The 14,204-nt window shown below is 69.5% G+C and carries 18 protein-coding genes and 1 pseudogene; 11 read left to right on the forward strand and 8 right to left on the reverse strand.

Annotation, left to right across the window (positions count from 1 at the left end):
- Nucleotides 1-233 precede the first annotated feature (233 nt).
- Nucleotides 234-899, reverse strand: a complete 666-nt coding sequence (locus tag ADK86_RS03725) for a response regulator (RefSeq protein ID WP_053695265.1) — start codon at nucleotides 897-899, stop codon at nucleotides 234-236.
- On the reverse strand, nucleotides 892-2,073 hold the full coding sequence (locus tag ADK86_RS03730) for a sensor histidine kinase (RefSeq protein ID WP_053695266.1): 1,182 nt from the start codon (nucleotides 2,071-2,073) through the stop codon (nucleotides 892-894). The genes ADK86_RS03725 and ADK86_RS03730 overlap by 8 nt, the downstream gene beginning before the upstream one ends.
- A 366-nt stretch (nucleotides 2,074-2,439) precedes the next feature.
- Here ADK86_RS03730 and ADK86_RS03735 point away from each other — a divergent pair, with 366 nt between their 5' ends.
- Entirely contained in the window at nucleotides 2,440-3,036 is a 597-nt protein-coding gene (locus ADK86_RS03735) for a DinB family protein (protein WP_053695267.1), read from the forward strand.
- Nucleotides 3,037-3,087: 51 nt separating this feature from the next.
- On the opposite strand, the pseudogene ADK86_RS40465 reads toward ADK86_RS03735, so the two are convergent.
- A pseudogene (locus ADK86_RS40465) lies at nucleotides 3,088-3,496 on the reverse strand (ATP-binding protein); the annotation flags it as partial.
- Between the two features lie 90 nt (nucleotides 3,497-3,586).
- Here ADK86_RS40465 and ADK86_RS03740 point away from each other — a divergent pair.
- Nucleotides 3,587-3,913, forward strand: a complete 327-nt coding sequence (locus ADK86_RS03740) for a TauD/TfdA family dioxygenase (protein ID WP_053695268.1) — start codon at nucleotides 3,587-3,589, stop codon at nucleotides 3,911-3,913.
- 15 nt (nucleotides 3,914-3,928) lie between these two features.
- Here ADK86_RS03740 and ADK86_RS03745 read toward each other — a convergent pair whose 3' ends face one another.
- Complete coding sequence (locus ADK86_RS03745) at nucleotides 3,929-4,378, reverse strand: MarR family winged helix-turn-helix transcriptional regulator (protein WP_053695269.1); 450 nt, start codon at nucleotides 4,376-4,378, stop codon at nucleotides 3,929-3,931.
- 99 nt (nucleotides 4,379-4,477) lie between these two features.
- On the opposite strand from ADK86_RS03745, the gene ADK86_RS03750 reads away from it, so the two are divergent.
- The 5 genes from ADK86_RS03750 to ADK86_RS03770 all read left to right on the forward strand — a co-directional run bounded on the left by ADK86_RS03750 (nucleotide 4,478) and on the right by ADK86_RS03770 (nucleotide 8,916).
- Nucleotides 4,478-4,996 (forward strand): phenolic acid decarboxylase, encoded by a 519-nt coding sequence (locus ADK86_RS03750; RefSeq protein ID WP_053695270.1) that lies wholly within the window; start codon nucleotides 4,478-4,480, stop codon nucleotides 4,994-4,996.
- A 783-nt stretch (nucleotides 4,997-5,779) separates the two neighbouring features.
- On the forward strand, nucleotides 5,780-7,246 hold the full coding sequence (locus tag ADK86_RS03755; RefSeq protein WP_159393768.1) for a fibronectin type III domain-containing protein: 1,467 nt from the start codon (nucleotides 5,780-5,782) through the stop codon (nucleotides 7,244-7,246).
- A complete protein-coding gene (locus ADK86_RS03760; protein ID WP_234345683.1) occupies nucleotides 7,243-7,689 on the forward strand; it encodes a hypothetical protein in 447 nt (148 codons plus the stop codon). Before ADK86_RS03755 ends, ADK86_RS03760 begins: the two co-directional genes overlap by 4 nt.
- 84 nt (nucleotides 7,690-7,773) lie before the next feature.
- Nucleotides 7,774-8,418, forward strand: coding sequence for a DUF6461 domain-containing protein (locus ADK86_RS03765; RefSeq protein WP_053695272.1), 645 nt, complete (start codon nucleotides 7,774-7,776; stop codon nucleotides 8,416-8,418).
- Between the two features lie 192 nt (nucleotides 8,419-8,610).
- Nucleotides 8,611-8,916: a hypothetical protein gene (locus tag ADK86_RS03770; protein ID WP_053695273.1), complete on the forward strand. Its 306-nt coding sequence runs from the start codon at nucleotides 8,611-8,613 to the stop codon at nucleotides 8,914-8,916.
- Between the two features lie 286 nt (nucleotides 8,917-9,202).
- On the opposite strand, the gene ADK86_RS03780 is transcribed toward ADK86_RS03770, so the two are convergent.
- Nucleotides 9,203-9,787 carry a hypothetical protein gene (locus tag ADK86_RS03780; RefSeq protein WP_053695275.1) on the reverse strand — a complete coding sequence of 195 codons (585 nt, stop codon included), beginning with the start codon at nucleotides 9,785-9,787 and terminating at the stop codon, nucleotides 9,203-9,205.
- A gap of 285 nt (nucleotides 9,788-10,072) precedes the next feature.
- Between ADK86_RS03780 and ADK86_RS03785 the strand changes: the two genes are divergently transcribed.
- Both ADK86_RS03785 and ADK86_RS45590 read left to right on the forward strand, forming a co-directional pair.
- Nucleotides 10,073-10,636 carry a hypothetical protein gene (locus tag ADK86_RS03785; RefSeq protein ID WP_159393769.1) on the forward strand — a complete coding sequence of 188 codons (564 nt, stop codon included), beginning with the start codon at nucleotides 10,073-10,075 and terminating at the stop codon, nucleotides 10,634-10,636.
- Nucleotides 10,637-10,694: 58 nt separating this feature from the next.
- Nucleotides 10,695-11,081 carry an IS5/IS1182 family transposase gene (locus ADK86_RS45590; protein WP_053695277.1) on the forward strand — a complete coding sequence of 129 codons (387 nt, stop codon included), beginning with the start codon at nucleotides 10,695-10,697 and terminating at the stop codon, nucleotides 11,079-11,081.
- Between the two features lie 117 nt (nucleotides 11,082-11,198).
- Here ADK86_RS45590 and ADK86_RS45595 read toward each other — a convergent pair whose 3' ends face one another.
- Nucleotides 11,199-12,359: a helix-turn-helix domain-containing protein gene (locus tag ADK86_RS45595; protein WP_053695278.1), complete on the reverse strand. Its 1,161-nt coding sequence runs from the start codon at nucleotides 12,357-12,359 to the stop codon at nucleotides 11,199-11,201.
- A gap of 504 nt (nucleotides 12,360-12,863) precedes the next feature.
- Between ADK86_RS45595 and ADK86_RS03800 the strand changes: the two genes are divergently transcribed.
- Together ADK86_RS03800 and ADK86_RS03805 are read left to right on the forward strand one after the other, a co-directional pair.
- Nucleotides 12,864-13,361: a replication-relaxation family protein gene (locus tag ADK86_RS03800; RefSeq protein ID WP_234345684.1), complete on the forward strand. Its 498-nt coding sequence runs from the start codon at nucleotides 12,864-12,866 to the stop codon at nucleotides 13,359-13,361.
- Between the two features lie 97 nt (nucleotides 13,362-13,458).
- Nucleotides 13,459-13,740 carry a hypothetical protein gene (locus tag ADK86_RS03805; RefSeq protein ID WP_053695279.1) on the forward strand — a complete coding sequence of 94 codons (282 nt, stop codon included), beginning with the start codon at nucleotides 13,459-13,461 and terminating at the stop codon, nucleotides 13,738-13,740.
- Between the two features lie 75 nt (nucleotides 13,741-13,815).
- On the opposite strand, the gene ADK86_RS03810 is transcribed toward ADK86_RS03805, so the two are convergent.
- Both ADK86_RS03810 and ADK86_RS40470 read right to left on the reverse strand, forming a co-directional pair.
- Nucleotides 13,816-14,004 (reverse strand): hypothetical protein, encoded by a 189-nt coding sequence (locus ADK86_RS03810; RefSeq protein WP_053695280.1) that lies wholly within the window; start codon nucleotides 14,002-14,004, stop codon nucleotides 13,816-13,818.
- Nucleotides 14,005-14,017: 13 nt separating this feature from the next.
- Nucleotides 14,018-14,204, reverse strand: a 187-nt coding sequence (locus ADK86_RS40470; protein ID WP_199834345.1) for a CGNR zinc finger domain-containing protein, incomplete at its 5' end; no start/stop codon positions are given.

Genomic DNA, 14,204 nt, shown 5'->3' on the forward strand with positions numbered 1-14,204 from the left:
TGTGTGAGGACATGACAAGTTCCCTTCGGCGTGACAGTTGCTGCGCGCGCAGAGGGACCTGGCAGTCACCCGTCGGGCGGCCTGTCGGCGGGTCCCGCGCACACTGACCATTCAGTCAGCGGCGCGCACCCGGTACATCGCTCGAAGGCGGGCTTCCCGGCGACGCGTGGTCACTCCAAGGAATGACTCCGAGGTACCCGGCATCTCGCCGCCCCGCCCGCCCACCGGGGCGGTCAGGGCAGGGTGCTCCTGGCCAGTACCGCCGCCTGCGCCCTGCTCTGGCAGCCGGTCTTCGTGAGCATGCGGCTGACGTGCGTCTTGACCGTGTGCAGGCTCACCATGAGCCGGTCGGCGATCTCGGCGTTGCTCAGCCCGTCCCGGATCAGACGCAGTACGTCGACCTCCCGCTCAGTGAGGTCCCTCAGCCGGGCCAGCTCCTGGTCGCCGGGCCGGCGCTGGCCGCTGAGATGGCCCTCGATGATCCGCTGGGTCACCGCGGGGCTCAGCGCGCTGTGCCCGGCCGCCGCGGCACGGACCGCCCCGGTCAGCTCCTCGTACGAACTGTTCTTCAGCAGGAAACCGGAGGCCCCGGCCGCCAGCGCGTCGTCGACGTACTCGTCCAGGTCGAACGTCGTCAGCATGAGCACCCGGCTGCGCCCCGGCCCGAGCAGTCTGCGGCGGCCCAGCTCGGCCAGCGCCCACAGACCGTTGCGGCGCGGCATCCGGATGTCCATCAGCAGCACGTCCGGCCGCAGCCGCGCGCACGCCTCGACGGCTTCCTCACCGTCGTCCGCGGTGCCCGCCACGGTGATGTCCGCCTGGCTGTCCAGGATCGCGCTCAGTCCGGCGCGGATGACCGGCTCGTCGTCCACGACGAACACGCTGATCTGCTCAGACATCCACACGCTCCAACGGCATCGTGGCCACGACCCGGAAGCCGCCGTCACCGGTCGGGCCCGCGGTGAGTCCGCCGTCCAGCGCCCCCACCCGTTCCTCCATGCTGACCAGGCCGAGCCCGATGCCCGCGCCGGCCGTGCCGCGCCGCGGGGCGCGACCGTTCACGATCTCGCACCGCAGTTCTCCCGCGACGCCATCGACACTCACCCGGACCGGCGCCCCGGGCGCGTGCCGACGCGCGTTGACCAGTGCCTCCTGCACGACGCGATACGTCGCCAGCTGCACCGGCCCCGGTACGGACTCCGGCGCGATGCCCATCGTCAGCCCGGCCGTTCCTCCCGCGGCACGGTGACTGTCCAGCAACGCCTCCAGCTCACCGAGGCCCGGCACGGGCTGGAGAGGGGCGGCGTCCGCGGGATCGCGCAGCATCCGCAGCAGGTCACGCAGCTCGCCGCTGCTCTGCCGGCCCGCCGCCGCCAGCCCGTCGGCCTGGACGCGGGCCCAGTCGGGCAGCTCGCCGCCGCGGGCCCGCAGGGTCTCCGCGTGCACGACGAGCAGGGTCAGCGAGTGCGCGACCACGTCGTGCATCTCTCCGGCGATCCGGGCCCGCTCACGTTGCGTGGCCTGCGCCGCCTCCAGGGCCTGTGCCCGGCGTGCGTCGGCCGCCCGCCGCTCGGCCGCGGCCAGGAGTTCCTGCCGGGTCCGCGCGGCGAACCCCAGGGCCCACGCCAGCGGCATCGGGGCCAGCGCGGCGAGGACGTCCAGGCCGCCTCGGAAGTCACCGGAGTCGGTCGTCATCCGGTTCAGCCACAGACCGGCCACGCTCAGCACGCTGACGCCGAGGACCGCCGATACGGTCCGCCTCCAGCTCGCGACGTGGTTGCCCAGGCTGTAGAGCAGCACCGCCAGGGGCAGAAAGACCAGCGGCGACAGCTTGGCTCCCGCGCCCGCACTTCCCACCAGCGCAGCCAAAAAGGCCCCGAAACCCACGACGAAAGCGGTGGTCGGCAGCCGCCGCCTCAGCAGCAGGACCCCCACGCCCACCGTTTCGTACACGGTGAGCGACGTCCAGGCCGGCCCGGAGGTGTCCACGTACGGCTGCGACAGCAGCGCCGGCAGAAATGTCAGCACGACCAGCCCGGCGTCAGCGCCCCACCCGGGCCACCTGCCGTCCATTACTCTCATCCGCCCGACCCTATGACCTCGCACGCGGGCCTTCATCACTCCAAAGAGCCACTCGCACGCTGTCGTGGCTCGACCAGCCTCACCGAGGACCAAAGGGCCCGCTCCGCCGACGGCACCACCGTGGCGACGCTCCAAGAAGCGACCTCACCGACGGTGGTGGGGACCTTTCCCAAGTGAGCGTCCGTCGCCGTCGGTGAGGCGGAGCGTGAGTCCGGCGCGGCCGTGTGGCTGTGTCACTTTCGAGGGGAGTCATTTCGAGGTGGCTTGGGGAGTCGTTTCGCGGCAGCAGGCAAGATCAATGTCAGTGACTTTTGATGTCACTCCCGGCTGTCAGTGCCGGGTGGGAAACTGCCCGTCATGATCGGACCGAACCCGAAAGAGGACCTTGTCCGGTACTTGCAAGAAGGGCGTGACGCCCTGGTGTGGAAGCTCGATGGGCTCTCGGAGTACGACATCCGCCGCCCGCTGACCCCCACGGGCACGAACCTGTTGGGGCTGGTCAAGCACGTCGCCAGCGTGGAGTTGGGGTACTTCGGCGACACGTTCGGGCGGCCGTTCTTCGACGAGGAGCCACCGTCCTGGTGGTATACCGAGGAGTCAGAGCCCAACTCGGACACGTGGGCCTCGGCGTACGAATCACGGGAACAGATCGTTGGGTTGTATCGCCAGGCGTGGGAGCACTCCAACAGCACGATCGCGGCGCTGCCGCTTGACGCGATCGGTCACGTCCCGTGGTGGCCGGAGGAACGTCGAGAGGTGACGCTGAACCACATCCTGGTGCGCGTGATCTCCGATACTCAGCGGCACGCCGGTCACGCCGACATTGTGCGAGAGCTCATCGACGGATCCGTCGGCTATTTGCAAGGCAGAGACAACATGCCACCAGGGGATCAGGCGTGGTGGGAGGGCCACCGGAGCCGACTGGAGCGCGTGGCGCGGGAAGTGAACGGCTGATCTCGCCTGCTGCCGACCCCGTTGGTTCCGGGGGCGGCGATGCGGCACCGTTCAGCCGGCTGCGGTCTGCTCGGCCAGGGCTTTGGTGTGGGCGAGGCGATAGGACTCGGTGCCGGTCTGGATGATTGGCGCCGTTGAAGGTGAGCCGGTCGACGGTGGCCGCGCAGAGCCGGGGGTCGGTGAAGGTCTTCGTCCAGCCGGAAAACGACTTGTTGGAGGCGATGGCGACGCTGTTCTTCTCCTCACGTTCGGTCAGGACCTGGAACAGCAACTCGGCTCCGCGCCGGTCGAGTTCCATGTAGTCGAGTTCATCGATGCATAAGAGACCGACACGTCCGTAGCGGGCGATCGTCTTGGACAGCTGCTTGTCGTCGGCGGCTTCGACCAGCTCGTTGACGAGTTTGGTCGCCAGCACGTAGCGGACGCGGAAGCCCTGCATGGCGGCCTCGGTGCCCGCTGCGCTTCCGCTGCCTGGGCTGCGAACACATGCGGCGGACCGGGCGCGAGCGCAGGTACGGTCACCCCTGGCGCCGTCTCGCCGCCCCTCCCCGTGCTGCGCGGGCCGGCCGACAGCCCCGAGATCGTCGCCGACTTCCATGCCATGGAACCCTTGGACGAGGCCGCGGCGCGCGCATTCGACGAGCTGCGCGAGGCCATGCTCGCTGTACTCGCCGGCACGGCCCTCGAAGCCGGCGACCTGGTCATCGTGGACAACCGCGCCGCCGTGCACGGCCGCACAGCCTTCCGGCCCCGCTACGACGGGCAGGACCGGTGGCGGCGGCGCTGCTTCGCGGTCGCCGACCTGCGCCCGTCCCGTGCCATCCGGGCCGCCGGATCCCAGGTGTGCGCGCCACTGGGGCCGGTGAGCGCGCCATGAGAGGGCACGACCGTCTCATGCCTGGCCGGTGGGGGCCTCTGCTTCCAGGGCGGTGAGCAGTTCGGCGAGGGCGGGCAGCGACCGTTCCAGCGCCTCGCGGCTTTCCGGGCGCAGGCCGGCCAGGGCACGGCGCAGGGCGGCGGTGCTGGTGCGGTCGTAACGGTCGAGCATGTCGAGGGCCTTGGGCGAGGCGGTGAGGTGGGCGGTGCGCAGGCTGGTGGGGGAGGGGGTGCGTTCGACCAGGCCCGCGGTGGTCAGGGTGCGGATGAGGTTGCTGACGGTGGAGGGAGCCGCCTTGAGCCGGGCGGCGGCTTCGCGCGGGGTGATCGTGCCGGCTTCGGCCAGGACCCGCAGGAGTTCGATCTGGGCCTCGGGAAGGTCGGGCAGGCTCTCGGAGCGGCGGGTGCGCAGTACGGCTCGGCGCAGGGGGCCGAGGAGTCGGCCGAATTCGGTCGCGGTGTCCATGACTCCATTGTGCCCCAGCTAACATTTTGCTCCAAAACAGTTTTGCTGCAAAATGAAGGGGCGGATCCGTACTCATCCCATCCGTACGAGGAGGACACCATGACCACTGTCGCCGACCCCATCCCCGCCCAGGACCTCTCCGGGATCGTCGGCCACCGCTTCATCTACACGTACGCCAACGGCTGGCAGTACGAGATGTACGTGAAGAACGACCACACCATCGACTACCGCATACACAGCGGCCACGTCGGCGGCCGGTGGGTCAAGGACCAGGAGGTCGACCTCGTCCGGCTCGACGAGGACAGCTACAAGGTGTCGTGGACCGAGCCCACAGGCACCTCGGTCTCCGTCAACGTCATGCCCGGCAAGCGCCGCCTGCACGGCGTGATCTTCTTCCCGGACTGGATCCGCCGGCACGGCGAGCGCACCGTCTGCTACCAGAACGACCACCTGGACGCGATGCGCGCCTACCGCGACCAGGGCCCGACCTACCCCATCTACGTGGTCCCCGAGTTCGCGAAGATCACGCTGTTCGAACACGTCGGCGCCGATGACGACTCGGTCGTCTCCGTCGCTCCCGGCGACCTTCCTGCCGGCTGGTCCCGGCGCACCGACTGACTCATCCGCCCGCGCCGGCCGGACTGGCCGCTACTGGTGCCCGGTGCCCGACGCCGATGTCCGAGCCACCTGCGGCGCTTCGCCCGCAGCTGGCCGGACGGCTTCCGTACCTCCGGCACGCAGGCGGAGGGCGCTGCGGCTGGCGGACCCACCGTGACCTCTCCGGCGGGACAGGATCCCGCCGCGGTGGAGCGGTTTTGGACGGCGGAGCTGATGCGGGAGGCCGAGCCCTTGCCGATGCCGGAGCTCGATGAGGATCACGAAGCGAGCGGTCCGGAGGCGTAGGCGGGCCGTGCTGGTGACGTCACCGGCATCTGGACGCCGTTGGCCTGGGCCGCCGTTCTTTTCTTGCCCGGGGAACGAAGCGCACTGACCCTGTCCTGGTGCAGGGACCGGAGGTGGCCACCCCGTGCGCGATCTGCCGCCCGGAGGCGGCGCTGCGCATGCTGCCTCCGCCTGCGGATGAATAGTTCTGAGAAGTGAAGGCGAGTGGCCCTTCATCACCATAAGAGATGCCTTCGCCCGGTTCTGCCGGGGACGGTTCCCAGATGTCCACTATTCGTGGACATGCTCCAGCCGCCCGATTTCTGCGCTCTTGCGCTTCGAGCCACTTCGGTTCCAGCGGTAACCGGCCAGGCATTGGGCGCGCTTCGGTCAATACGTGCTGCTGTTGCTGAGGTCCGGCCCATCCCCACCGTAAGCTCTTCGACTTGGGCACGATTCGCACAAAGGTTTGAAGGATCCTACGAGAAGGATGCGAGCCTTCGTGCACAGAACCAGACAGTGGACGACTGGCCACCGTTTCTTATCCCGCGCCGCCATCGGCGACTCCCGCTGCGGGACCGGAAGCCAACGCGCTTGCCGCTGCCGATGGGGGGCAGCCGACCGGTCTCGGGCAAGAACCTCCAGGCCGGTCCCGCGTTCACCAAGGACTCTGCCGGCGTCTGGCAGTCCAATCGCACCAACGTCACCCTGCGCAACACCGTGACCGACGCGGACGGCGACGCGGCTAACTTGTCCTTCCAGGTCTACACCACCGACGCCAGCGGTAACCCGAAAACCCAGATCCAGCTCACCAACCCCGACACCGGCAAACCCGCCGCCTACGGCATGGTGGTGGCCGACTTCGTGGCGTCCGGCGGAACGGCGAACGTCACCATCAGGTACGAGGACCTGAAGCCGAACACCACCTACGCCTTCCGCACCAGCGCCTACGACGGTGCACTGTACGAGACCCAATGGTCGTCCTGGGCGAAGTTCCACACCCGCGGCCGGGCGGTGGATATCAAACTGCCCGAGCCGAACAAGAACGCTCCGGCCGTCAATCAGGACGACTTCCAAGAGCCCCAGAAGATCCCTCAGCCGACCATGACATCGGTGCCCCCGGCACAACCGCCCACCGGCCTCAGCCCCCAATCAGACTGGGACTGCGGCGACATCAACCCGAAGACCGGGATCCAGCCGTGCTCCCGGATCGTACCCGGCGTCAGCAAGAGCGCACGCCAGCCGCTCGCCGAGCGGGCGCGTTCAGGGCTGCCCCATCTCGTCGACTGGTGCGAAAAGTACAGCTCGCACATCAAACGGTACGGGGCATGCATCGCGGGCTTCACGTACGAGTACAAAGGCGTCGTCGTGAAGGACGGCAAGCCCACCGGGGAGATCCTAAACGCCTCATGGGCCGTCGGCCAGGAGATAAAGCTCTCTGGAAACTCCGGGACGTTCACGCAGCAACTCATCCTCGTGCCGGTGGAAGTCGACCCGAAATTCGTCTCGGTCACGCTCGACGTGCAGTTCGACTGCCTCACGGCCGACAAATGCTCGAACGGCCCGCAGACTTGGGACGGCGCTTTGGAGTGGACAGGTGCGGACCCGATCTCACACAACGCGATCGGAAAGATCAATCACACCTGGACTCCGGCAGACAGCGACGACCTGCTTGACCTGTCCACGACGATCACGGCCTACTCGCCGGTGGCAAACGCGTCCGCAACCCGCTGGCAGTCCGGCAGCGCGCAGATCCGCTGTGACACGATTGCCTCCACCACACCGGGCTGCGCCTTCTACAAGTACATCCCCACCTGGGTGATGAACTTCGCCAAGACTCCGCCGGCCGTTGCGCACGCATGGCTGATCCAGTCCAAGTTGCCCAACCACCCCGGCAGCAAGACCGCCAAAAGGCCGATGTTCTTCCTGCCCGCCGAGGACAAGAACGCCCCCCCCGCCGCAACCCTGACGACAACCGCAAGGTGATCTGCCCCGACGGCTGGGCAGCCACCTACGGCAACCCTGACGCCACCACCGTCCCCGAGATCATCACCGGCGACAAGGCATCCTGCGACGAATTCGCCTATGCCTCCAGCTACAACTCCGGAGGCATGCCCTCCGGCATCGGCGGCATGAACCAGGTCGACACCGGCAACGACTGCGCGCAGACCTATGCCACCCGCGTCAAGCAGGGCGAATGGCACCTGTACGACGACATCCGTGAAGCTGCTCCGACCTGGAAGGAAGTATGCGGTCGCTCGGCCATGTCGGGCTGGATCAACTCCACCTCGATGGGCGGGGCCTTCAGCTCGGGCTTCTCGGGCAAGTACCGGCTGCTGGACAAGGACCCGTACTGGGTGGACTTCCCGCAGTTCACACACTGCAACGCATCCAAGGCGACCGTAGCCTGCACGATCCCCAAGCCCTGACCGATTACTGACAACCGGTGGGGCATAGCACCAGTCCTACGCTGTGCCCCACCCGCTCTTCGTCACGAACAGAGGGAACCAGCAGTGCCCGAAGATCTTGCCTGGATCGCCGACGCCTGGCGCGGCACCAACCTGAACGCTGGCGACCTCTACATCACCTGCGCCCGCGGCCTCAGCCCCCAGCAGCTCGCCGAACGCATATCCGACCACGAGCCTGTCGAGATCGGCGCTGCCCTCACCGGCCGGGAAGCATCCGCCCTGGTCGACCTTGCACAGATCTACTGCGTCGGCCGTCTCGGCCAAAGCGGCGATTGGTCGTTCATCGTGGAGTCCGGAGGCAGCGAAGGGTGGGCTCTCGATCCAGCAGTCTCCCGAGACGGTGCCGAGGTCCTGATCTTCGACCCGCGGCCGGACGACCCGCCCTCCTTCTTCTGCTACCTCGCCGATGGTGAGCTGCAGCTGCACTTCGGGCTGGGCGCCGGCTACTACTCCAGCGGCGCCCAGCCCGACCTGCTGCGCCCAGCTCTGGAAGCCGTCGGGGCCATCGCGCCGGAAGACTCCCTCGACGACCTGCTCGGCGACGATGAGGAACTATCGCCTCACGAAGCCAAGCGCAGGGCTCTCCGGGCCATTGGGGAGCATTTCGGTCTGGCCCTGTCGCGGCAGGTGCTTGAGAGCGGGCAACTTCCTTCCGTCGTCACCCGCATCTCGCCCCCCTCATCCTGGTAAGAGCCGGAGCTCGCCGTCGACGACCACCACCGGCGCACTCGCTACCCGCAGGCTGACCGGGTCGGCCACCCGGTACCGGAGGCAGCCGGGCACCACCGGACATCGACCGAGAGCCGCTGCTTATGAGCGCGAAGGCACCGAGCCTGGTAGCCATTGAAGTCGTTGTGCGGCAAAAGGACGCCCGCGTGGTCGGTGGGTGCTGGGAGCCTGACGGTTACGGACAGGAACAGGGATGAGGAGCTGCTGCGGGGGCGGGTCTACGGTACGGACTTCGACGACCCGCATCCGGGTCCGCGGCCGGGCCGGACGTACGCGGAGCTGGTGGGCGGGCCGCTGGACGGCCTGCTGGTGCACGGCGTGCGCCAGTATCAGGCGCTGGTCGCGCATCGCCTCCAGGGTGTCGGCGGTGTCCGGGCGGTCGGGGTCTGGGATGACGTTCGCCGTGAACCGGAGGATGCTACGGGCGATGCCCGGCGCCGCCGTGGTGGGGGCGTCTAGTGCCCAGTCCCGCAGCGCGGACAGCAGTACGCATCCGACCTCGTCCAGCGCGAAGGAGTCCGTGCACGGGTCGGGCTCCCGGTCCACGGCAGTGGCGAGCCAGGTGATGTCCTCGGTTAGCCGCAGCAGGACGAACGCCAGCTCCGGGTCCGCGTCCGCCCGGCGGCAGCGGCGCCACCCCCGTCTGCAGCGCCAGGAGGTAGTCGAAGCTCAGTTCCACATGAGCACGGTATGAACGGCCATGGCGCCCCGGGCCGGGAGGTCCGGGGCGCTGTTGTCTGCCGGGTCAGGCCAGGAGGAACGCGGCGGCGGTGACCGCGCCGCAGGACGCGCCGGCTATGGTCTGCGCGATGGTGTGGTAAGCCAGCGTGACCCGGGACCAGCACACCGCGAGGGTGAGCAGGTAGGCCAGCAGCCACCAGGGGGAGTGCACGACGGCGAGCAGGGCGGGGACCGCGGAGGCTACGGCGGAGTCCACGGAGATCTTCCAGACCGTGTTGACGGCCAGGAGGACCACGGTCATGGCCCACAGGGCGAGCATGGCGACGAGGATGCCGGTCGGGGCGTGGCCGAGGACCATGACGAGCGCCCCGAGCCCGACGGACGTCAGGATCACCAGGAAGATGGGGCCGCGCTTCGTACGGTCGACGACGTGCCGGTCACCCCAGGTACCGCGCTTGCGCTGCCACTCGATGTACCCGGCCGGGACGAGACCGGCGCACAGCGCGCCCAGCAGGCCCCACGGCAGGCCGGTCCAGTCACCAGCGGCCGTCCAGCCGATGCCCGACATGCCCGCCACGAGGACGTTGCGGGGCTGAAGCGTGTCGGTCACGGCGCGCGCGGCCGTCGTGGTCGAAGCGGTGGTCGTCATACAGCTGTCTCCGCGGTGTTGAGCAGGTCCTGCACCTGTGTCCGCCTAATAGTGGCGGGGTGGTGCTCCCGGTCGGCCACCGGGGGCGTTCTCGTATCCGGGAGAGCCGCTGGTGCTGCGGCGCAGACGCCTGATGCGGCCGTGTCGCCGCTTGTCAGCATGATCACCGTCAGCCCGTAGCGACCCTGGACCTGGAGACGAGCCGGTCCACCATCGTTCGCTGACCGGGGTGAAGGCGTGAGCGCAGAGAGTTCCTCCGGTGCTCCGCACGGGCAGGGGAAGCGGGTGACGAAGCACCGAGCGGACTATCCCTGTGTGCTGCCGGGAGATCCGGCCTGGATCGACGACGCCCGGTACGTGCAGGAGATCCTCGACTGCCTCGCCGCCGCGGCGGCGGCCGCCCACGACCACGGAAAGCCCGACAAGTACGTCCTGGCGCACCTTCCGTATCAGGTCGCGGCTGACACCCTCGACCGGGTCCGATCCGACATGCCGCCCGCTCGCCGCGGCGCCGTGTTCCTGATGGCGCTGCCGGCTTTCGAGCTGGAGGCGCTGTGGGAGGTCCTGGGCGTCCTGCGGCGGGCACGGGATGCGGACGACGACGCCGAGGTCTACGACCTTGTCCGCGACTACGCCATGCGCTGCTTTACCCCGCCACGCGGTGTCGACGAGGTGGTCGCCGACCTGGAGCGCATCCTGGCCGTCCTCTCACTGGACATTCCGGCAGTCCGCACGGTGGCCACCACGCTGCTCCTCGAGGGCGAGCGTGGCGACGCCTTCCGCTGCGCTCGCGACGAGCTGTTCGTGGCGTGGCGGGCCGCCGGCCTAACGGGGATCCCAGGCTCATGAGCCCCGGGGCCTGTGGGCGGGCCCGGGGTCTCATGCGGCGGGGAGCGGTCAGTTTGAGTTGGCCACCAGCGGGGGCTGGTCCGGGGAACGCTCCCTCGCCCGCCAGCGGCACCCCGAACTCGCCATCGGTCTGGGCCGATGCCGCCTACCGGGGCCGTTTGCCGCCTGGGCCGAGGCGGAGCTTCATCTCACCGTCAAGACCACGAGCAGACCGCAGGGCGCCAAGGGCTTCGTCGTCCTGCCGCGCAGGTGGGTGGTCGAGCGGTCGTGGGCGTGGGCGATGCATGCCCGACGCCTGGTCAGAGACCATGAACGGCTGCCCGAGAGCTCCGAGGCGATGCTCAACCTCGCCGCCATCCGGCTCATGCTCCGGCGCCTGACCCGCCCTGCCGTCCACCCCTCGGCGGCCCGTCCCCGGCCGGTCGAAGAGGTGCAGGCGGCGTGACATCCGGACCGCTCTCACACGCCGCCGGACCAACGTCCTGTGGGCCATGATCCGGGACAGAACCCTCTACAAGGCATGCTGCTGAGTGCCCGTACCGCCGCGCAGCGGACAGCGTGGTCAGAGCAGCTCGCACTGATAACCATAGACCTCGAGGTCGTCGTTGTAGTGCCGCGCCACCCAGCCCTGGTACGGGCCCTCCGGCTTCGTGCACAGGAAGGCGTTGCCGTCCCTCTGTACGAGCTTGAAGTCAAATTTGATCGCGAAGTGGTACAGGATTTTGGAGGGGACGAGGGCCCCGTTGGACGCGACGCAGTGGTCCTCTCCGAACGCCCCCTTAGGATTCTTCACGTCGCGCTTGACCTTGTCGCAGGTGTAGGTGGGCACGCCGTCTGCCTGGGCCGGTACGGCGGTGAGCAGGCTGGCGGTGGCCGCCGCGGCGGCTATCGCAAGGCGGGCGTCCGTCGGCCCGAGCACGTCCACGGCGACGGGCCGGGCGGTGTCGGTGACGATCAGCCCCGGCAGCCGGTGTCTGCTGGTGACGACGGTGACGCAGCGGCGCCCGCCGGGCAGAAGCGGTCTGACCTGCTCGGAGTCGCGCGCGTTGTCCAGCACCACGAGGAGTCGGCGGTCGGCGGCCAGCGACCGGAACAGCGCGGCCGCGCCGTTGACCGACTCCGGTATCCGGCCGTGCGCCACACCGAGCGCCAGCAGGAACTCGCGCAGCACCTCCGTGAGAGAGGGCTCGCCCTGGTCGCCGCAGCCGCGCAGGTCGGCGTGGAGCCGCCCGTCGGGAAACCTCGCACGGCTGTGGTGGGCCCAGTGCAGCACCAGCGCCGTCTTGCCCACCCCGGCGGGCCCGATGACCAGACAGACGGGCGCCTCGCCCGCGGCGGCCCGGGACACAGCGGCGAGCTCCGCCGCCCGCCCGTGAAAGCCGCGCGGCGCGCGCGGCAGCAGGTCGGGCGCCCCTGTGGGCGCCACGGCATCCACTACGGCGACAGGCGGCAGCACCTCCGTCGCGGTGGCCCGGCGGGGCCGTCCCAGGCTCGCCAGGCGCTCCAGTTCCCTCGCGTCCTGCGGGCTCAGGCGCAGGGCTGCGGCCAGGGCGGACACAGTCCGGCGCTGCGGCCCCCGGGAGCGGCCCCGCTCCATGTATGACAGCGCCCGCACACTGATCCCCGCCGCCTGCGCCAGCTCCTCCTGCGTGAGCCCGGCGCCCTGGCGCAAGCTGTGCAGGAGCGCGCCGAAGCCGCCCGCGGCCGGTGTACCGGTACCCATGCTCAAAGCCCTCAACCAGGGCCCACCGGATGCGCACTTCCACCTGCAAAAGTATGCAGCACCCTACTTTTGCAGGTGGAATTGCCTATTGCGTCCAGGTTCCCTCGGGTTGGCTCAAGGGCGCACGAACGCGGGGCCGCCACCACCCGGCCGCCCCGCTCCGTCACTTCACATACCCCGTGTCCGCCGGCGAACCCCGTGCCGAACATCACCGAGAGCGAACCGACCGGTGTCACAAACGCGCTGTGCCCGCACCGCGATACCCACCTCTTGCCTGACCCCGCGCACACCGACGACTGCCGCGACCGCTTCACCGTCCCGGCATCCACCGGGTGCCGCTCCGCACGGACCCGATGCCGTGCCCCACCGATTCCGTGGCTTGGCCGACGGGCACCGCCGAGGCAGCGGCCAGCAGGCCGCCCGCCGACTGCAGCCCTGCCAGCACGGGCCGCATGCCTGGTTCGCGTGGACCGGCAGAATTACGGCAAGACCTTACTTCTGCCGGTGAAACTTCCTGGTACGCCCCGCTTCCACTGGCAGGTGGAGGTCAACCACGCCATCAAAGCGATCGGCCTGAGCTTCAGCACCGACGCCGTCCGCACCCTGCCCACCGCCACCAGCGAGGTGCGGCTGTTCGAGGTCGACAACGGCACCATGACCCGCGTCCGCCTGGCGAAGGGGGGCTGGGACTACGAGCGCTACGCCGGCCACCGCCTCTGGGAAGGCGCCCGCGGCACCGTCGGCCGCTCGTACGACTTCTGGGCCCGCCACCGCTACCCACGCAGCCGCCTGTTCCCGACCCTGCACGTCGTCCTGACCGGCCTGCCCGAACACCGCCTCCAGCGCCGCCTTCAGGCTCTCGCCCGCGACGTCGAGGGCATCATCATCGCGGTGCTGGCCACCACGCTGCCGCGCCTGAAGCGCGGCGAGCCGTGGTCCGAGCTCGCCGTCGACGATGCCCCTCGCCGACGCGCCCGTTACCCGCAGGTGATCAGCCGCTGACCGGGGCGGCCGCCCCGGTGTCGACGGTCCGGTCCACCATTCGCTGACCGGGCGAAGGCTGCCCGCGTTGTCGGTGGGTGCTGGGAGCCTGGCCGATATGGACAGGGACAGGGATGAGGAGCTGCTGCGCGGCCGGGTCTACGGCACGGACTTCGACGACCCGCATCCGGGGCCGCGGCCGGGCCGTACGTACGCGGAACTGGTGGGCGGCCCGCTGGACGGGCTGCTGCTCGACATCACCGGCTGGACGCCGCAGGAGATCGCCACGGGCGCCGCGCTGATGACGGAGATCGGGCAGTTCGGCGCCGGCGGCCGGGCGCTGTACGGGCCCCGGCTGGGAGATGCGGGCCGGTGGGACTGGGACGGCGACATTCCCTGAGAACCGGGTTGCCGCCGGAAGGAGGGCAGCGGCTGCGGCGCGGCTCCCCCCGACGCGGACGGCGCGACTCCGGCGTCATGCGGTAGCTGGCTCCGGCACTTCGAGGCATTCGGCGACCTTCCGCGCCAACGCCGCGACATGGGGCGGCGGAAGGCCGCTGTCCAGCGAGGCGATATCGTCACTCAGCCGGGCCCGTAGCCCGTGCAGGCATGCCTCGGTGAACAGCCGCTGCGCGTCGATCTCGGACCCTTCTTCTGCATACATCTGCTGCTGGCGCTCAACGCGGGCTGCGTCGGCTCCGGTAGGCCGCGACGCTGGCCCGGTGTGAGCAGGTTCGGGTGCAGTACTGCTTCGAGCCGTTGCGCGAGAGGTCCACGAAGGTGGCCCGGCAGGTCGGCCCGGCACATACGCCGAGACGAGCGGGGCCGAGCGTGGCGATCACGGAGGCCAGTGCGCTGAGCGTG

It is taken from the genome of Streptomyces sp. NRRL F-5755 (assembly GCF_001279365.1).
GTDB lineage: Bacteria > Actinomycetota > Actinomycetes > Streptomycetales > Streptomycetaceae > Streptomyces > Streptomyces rimosus.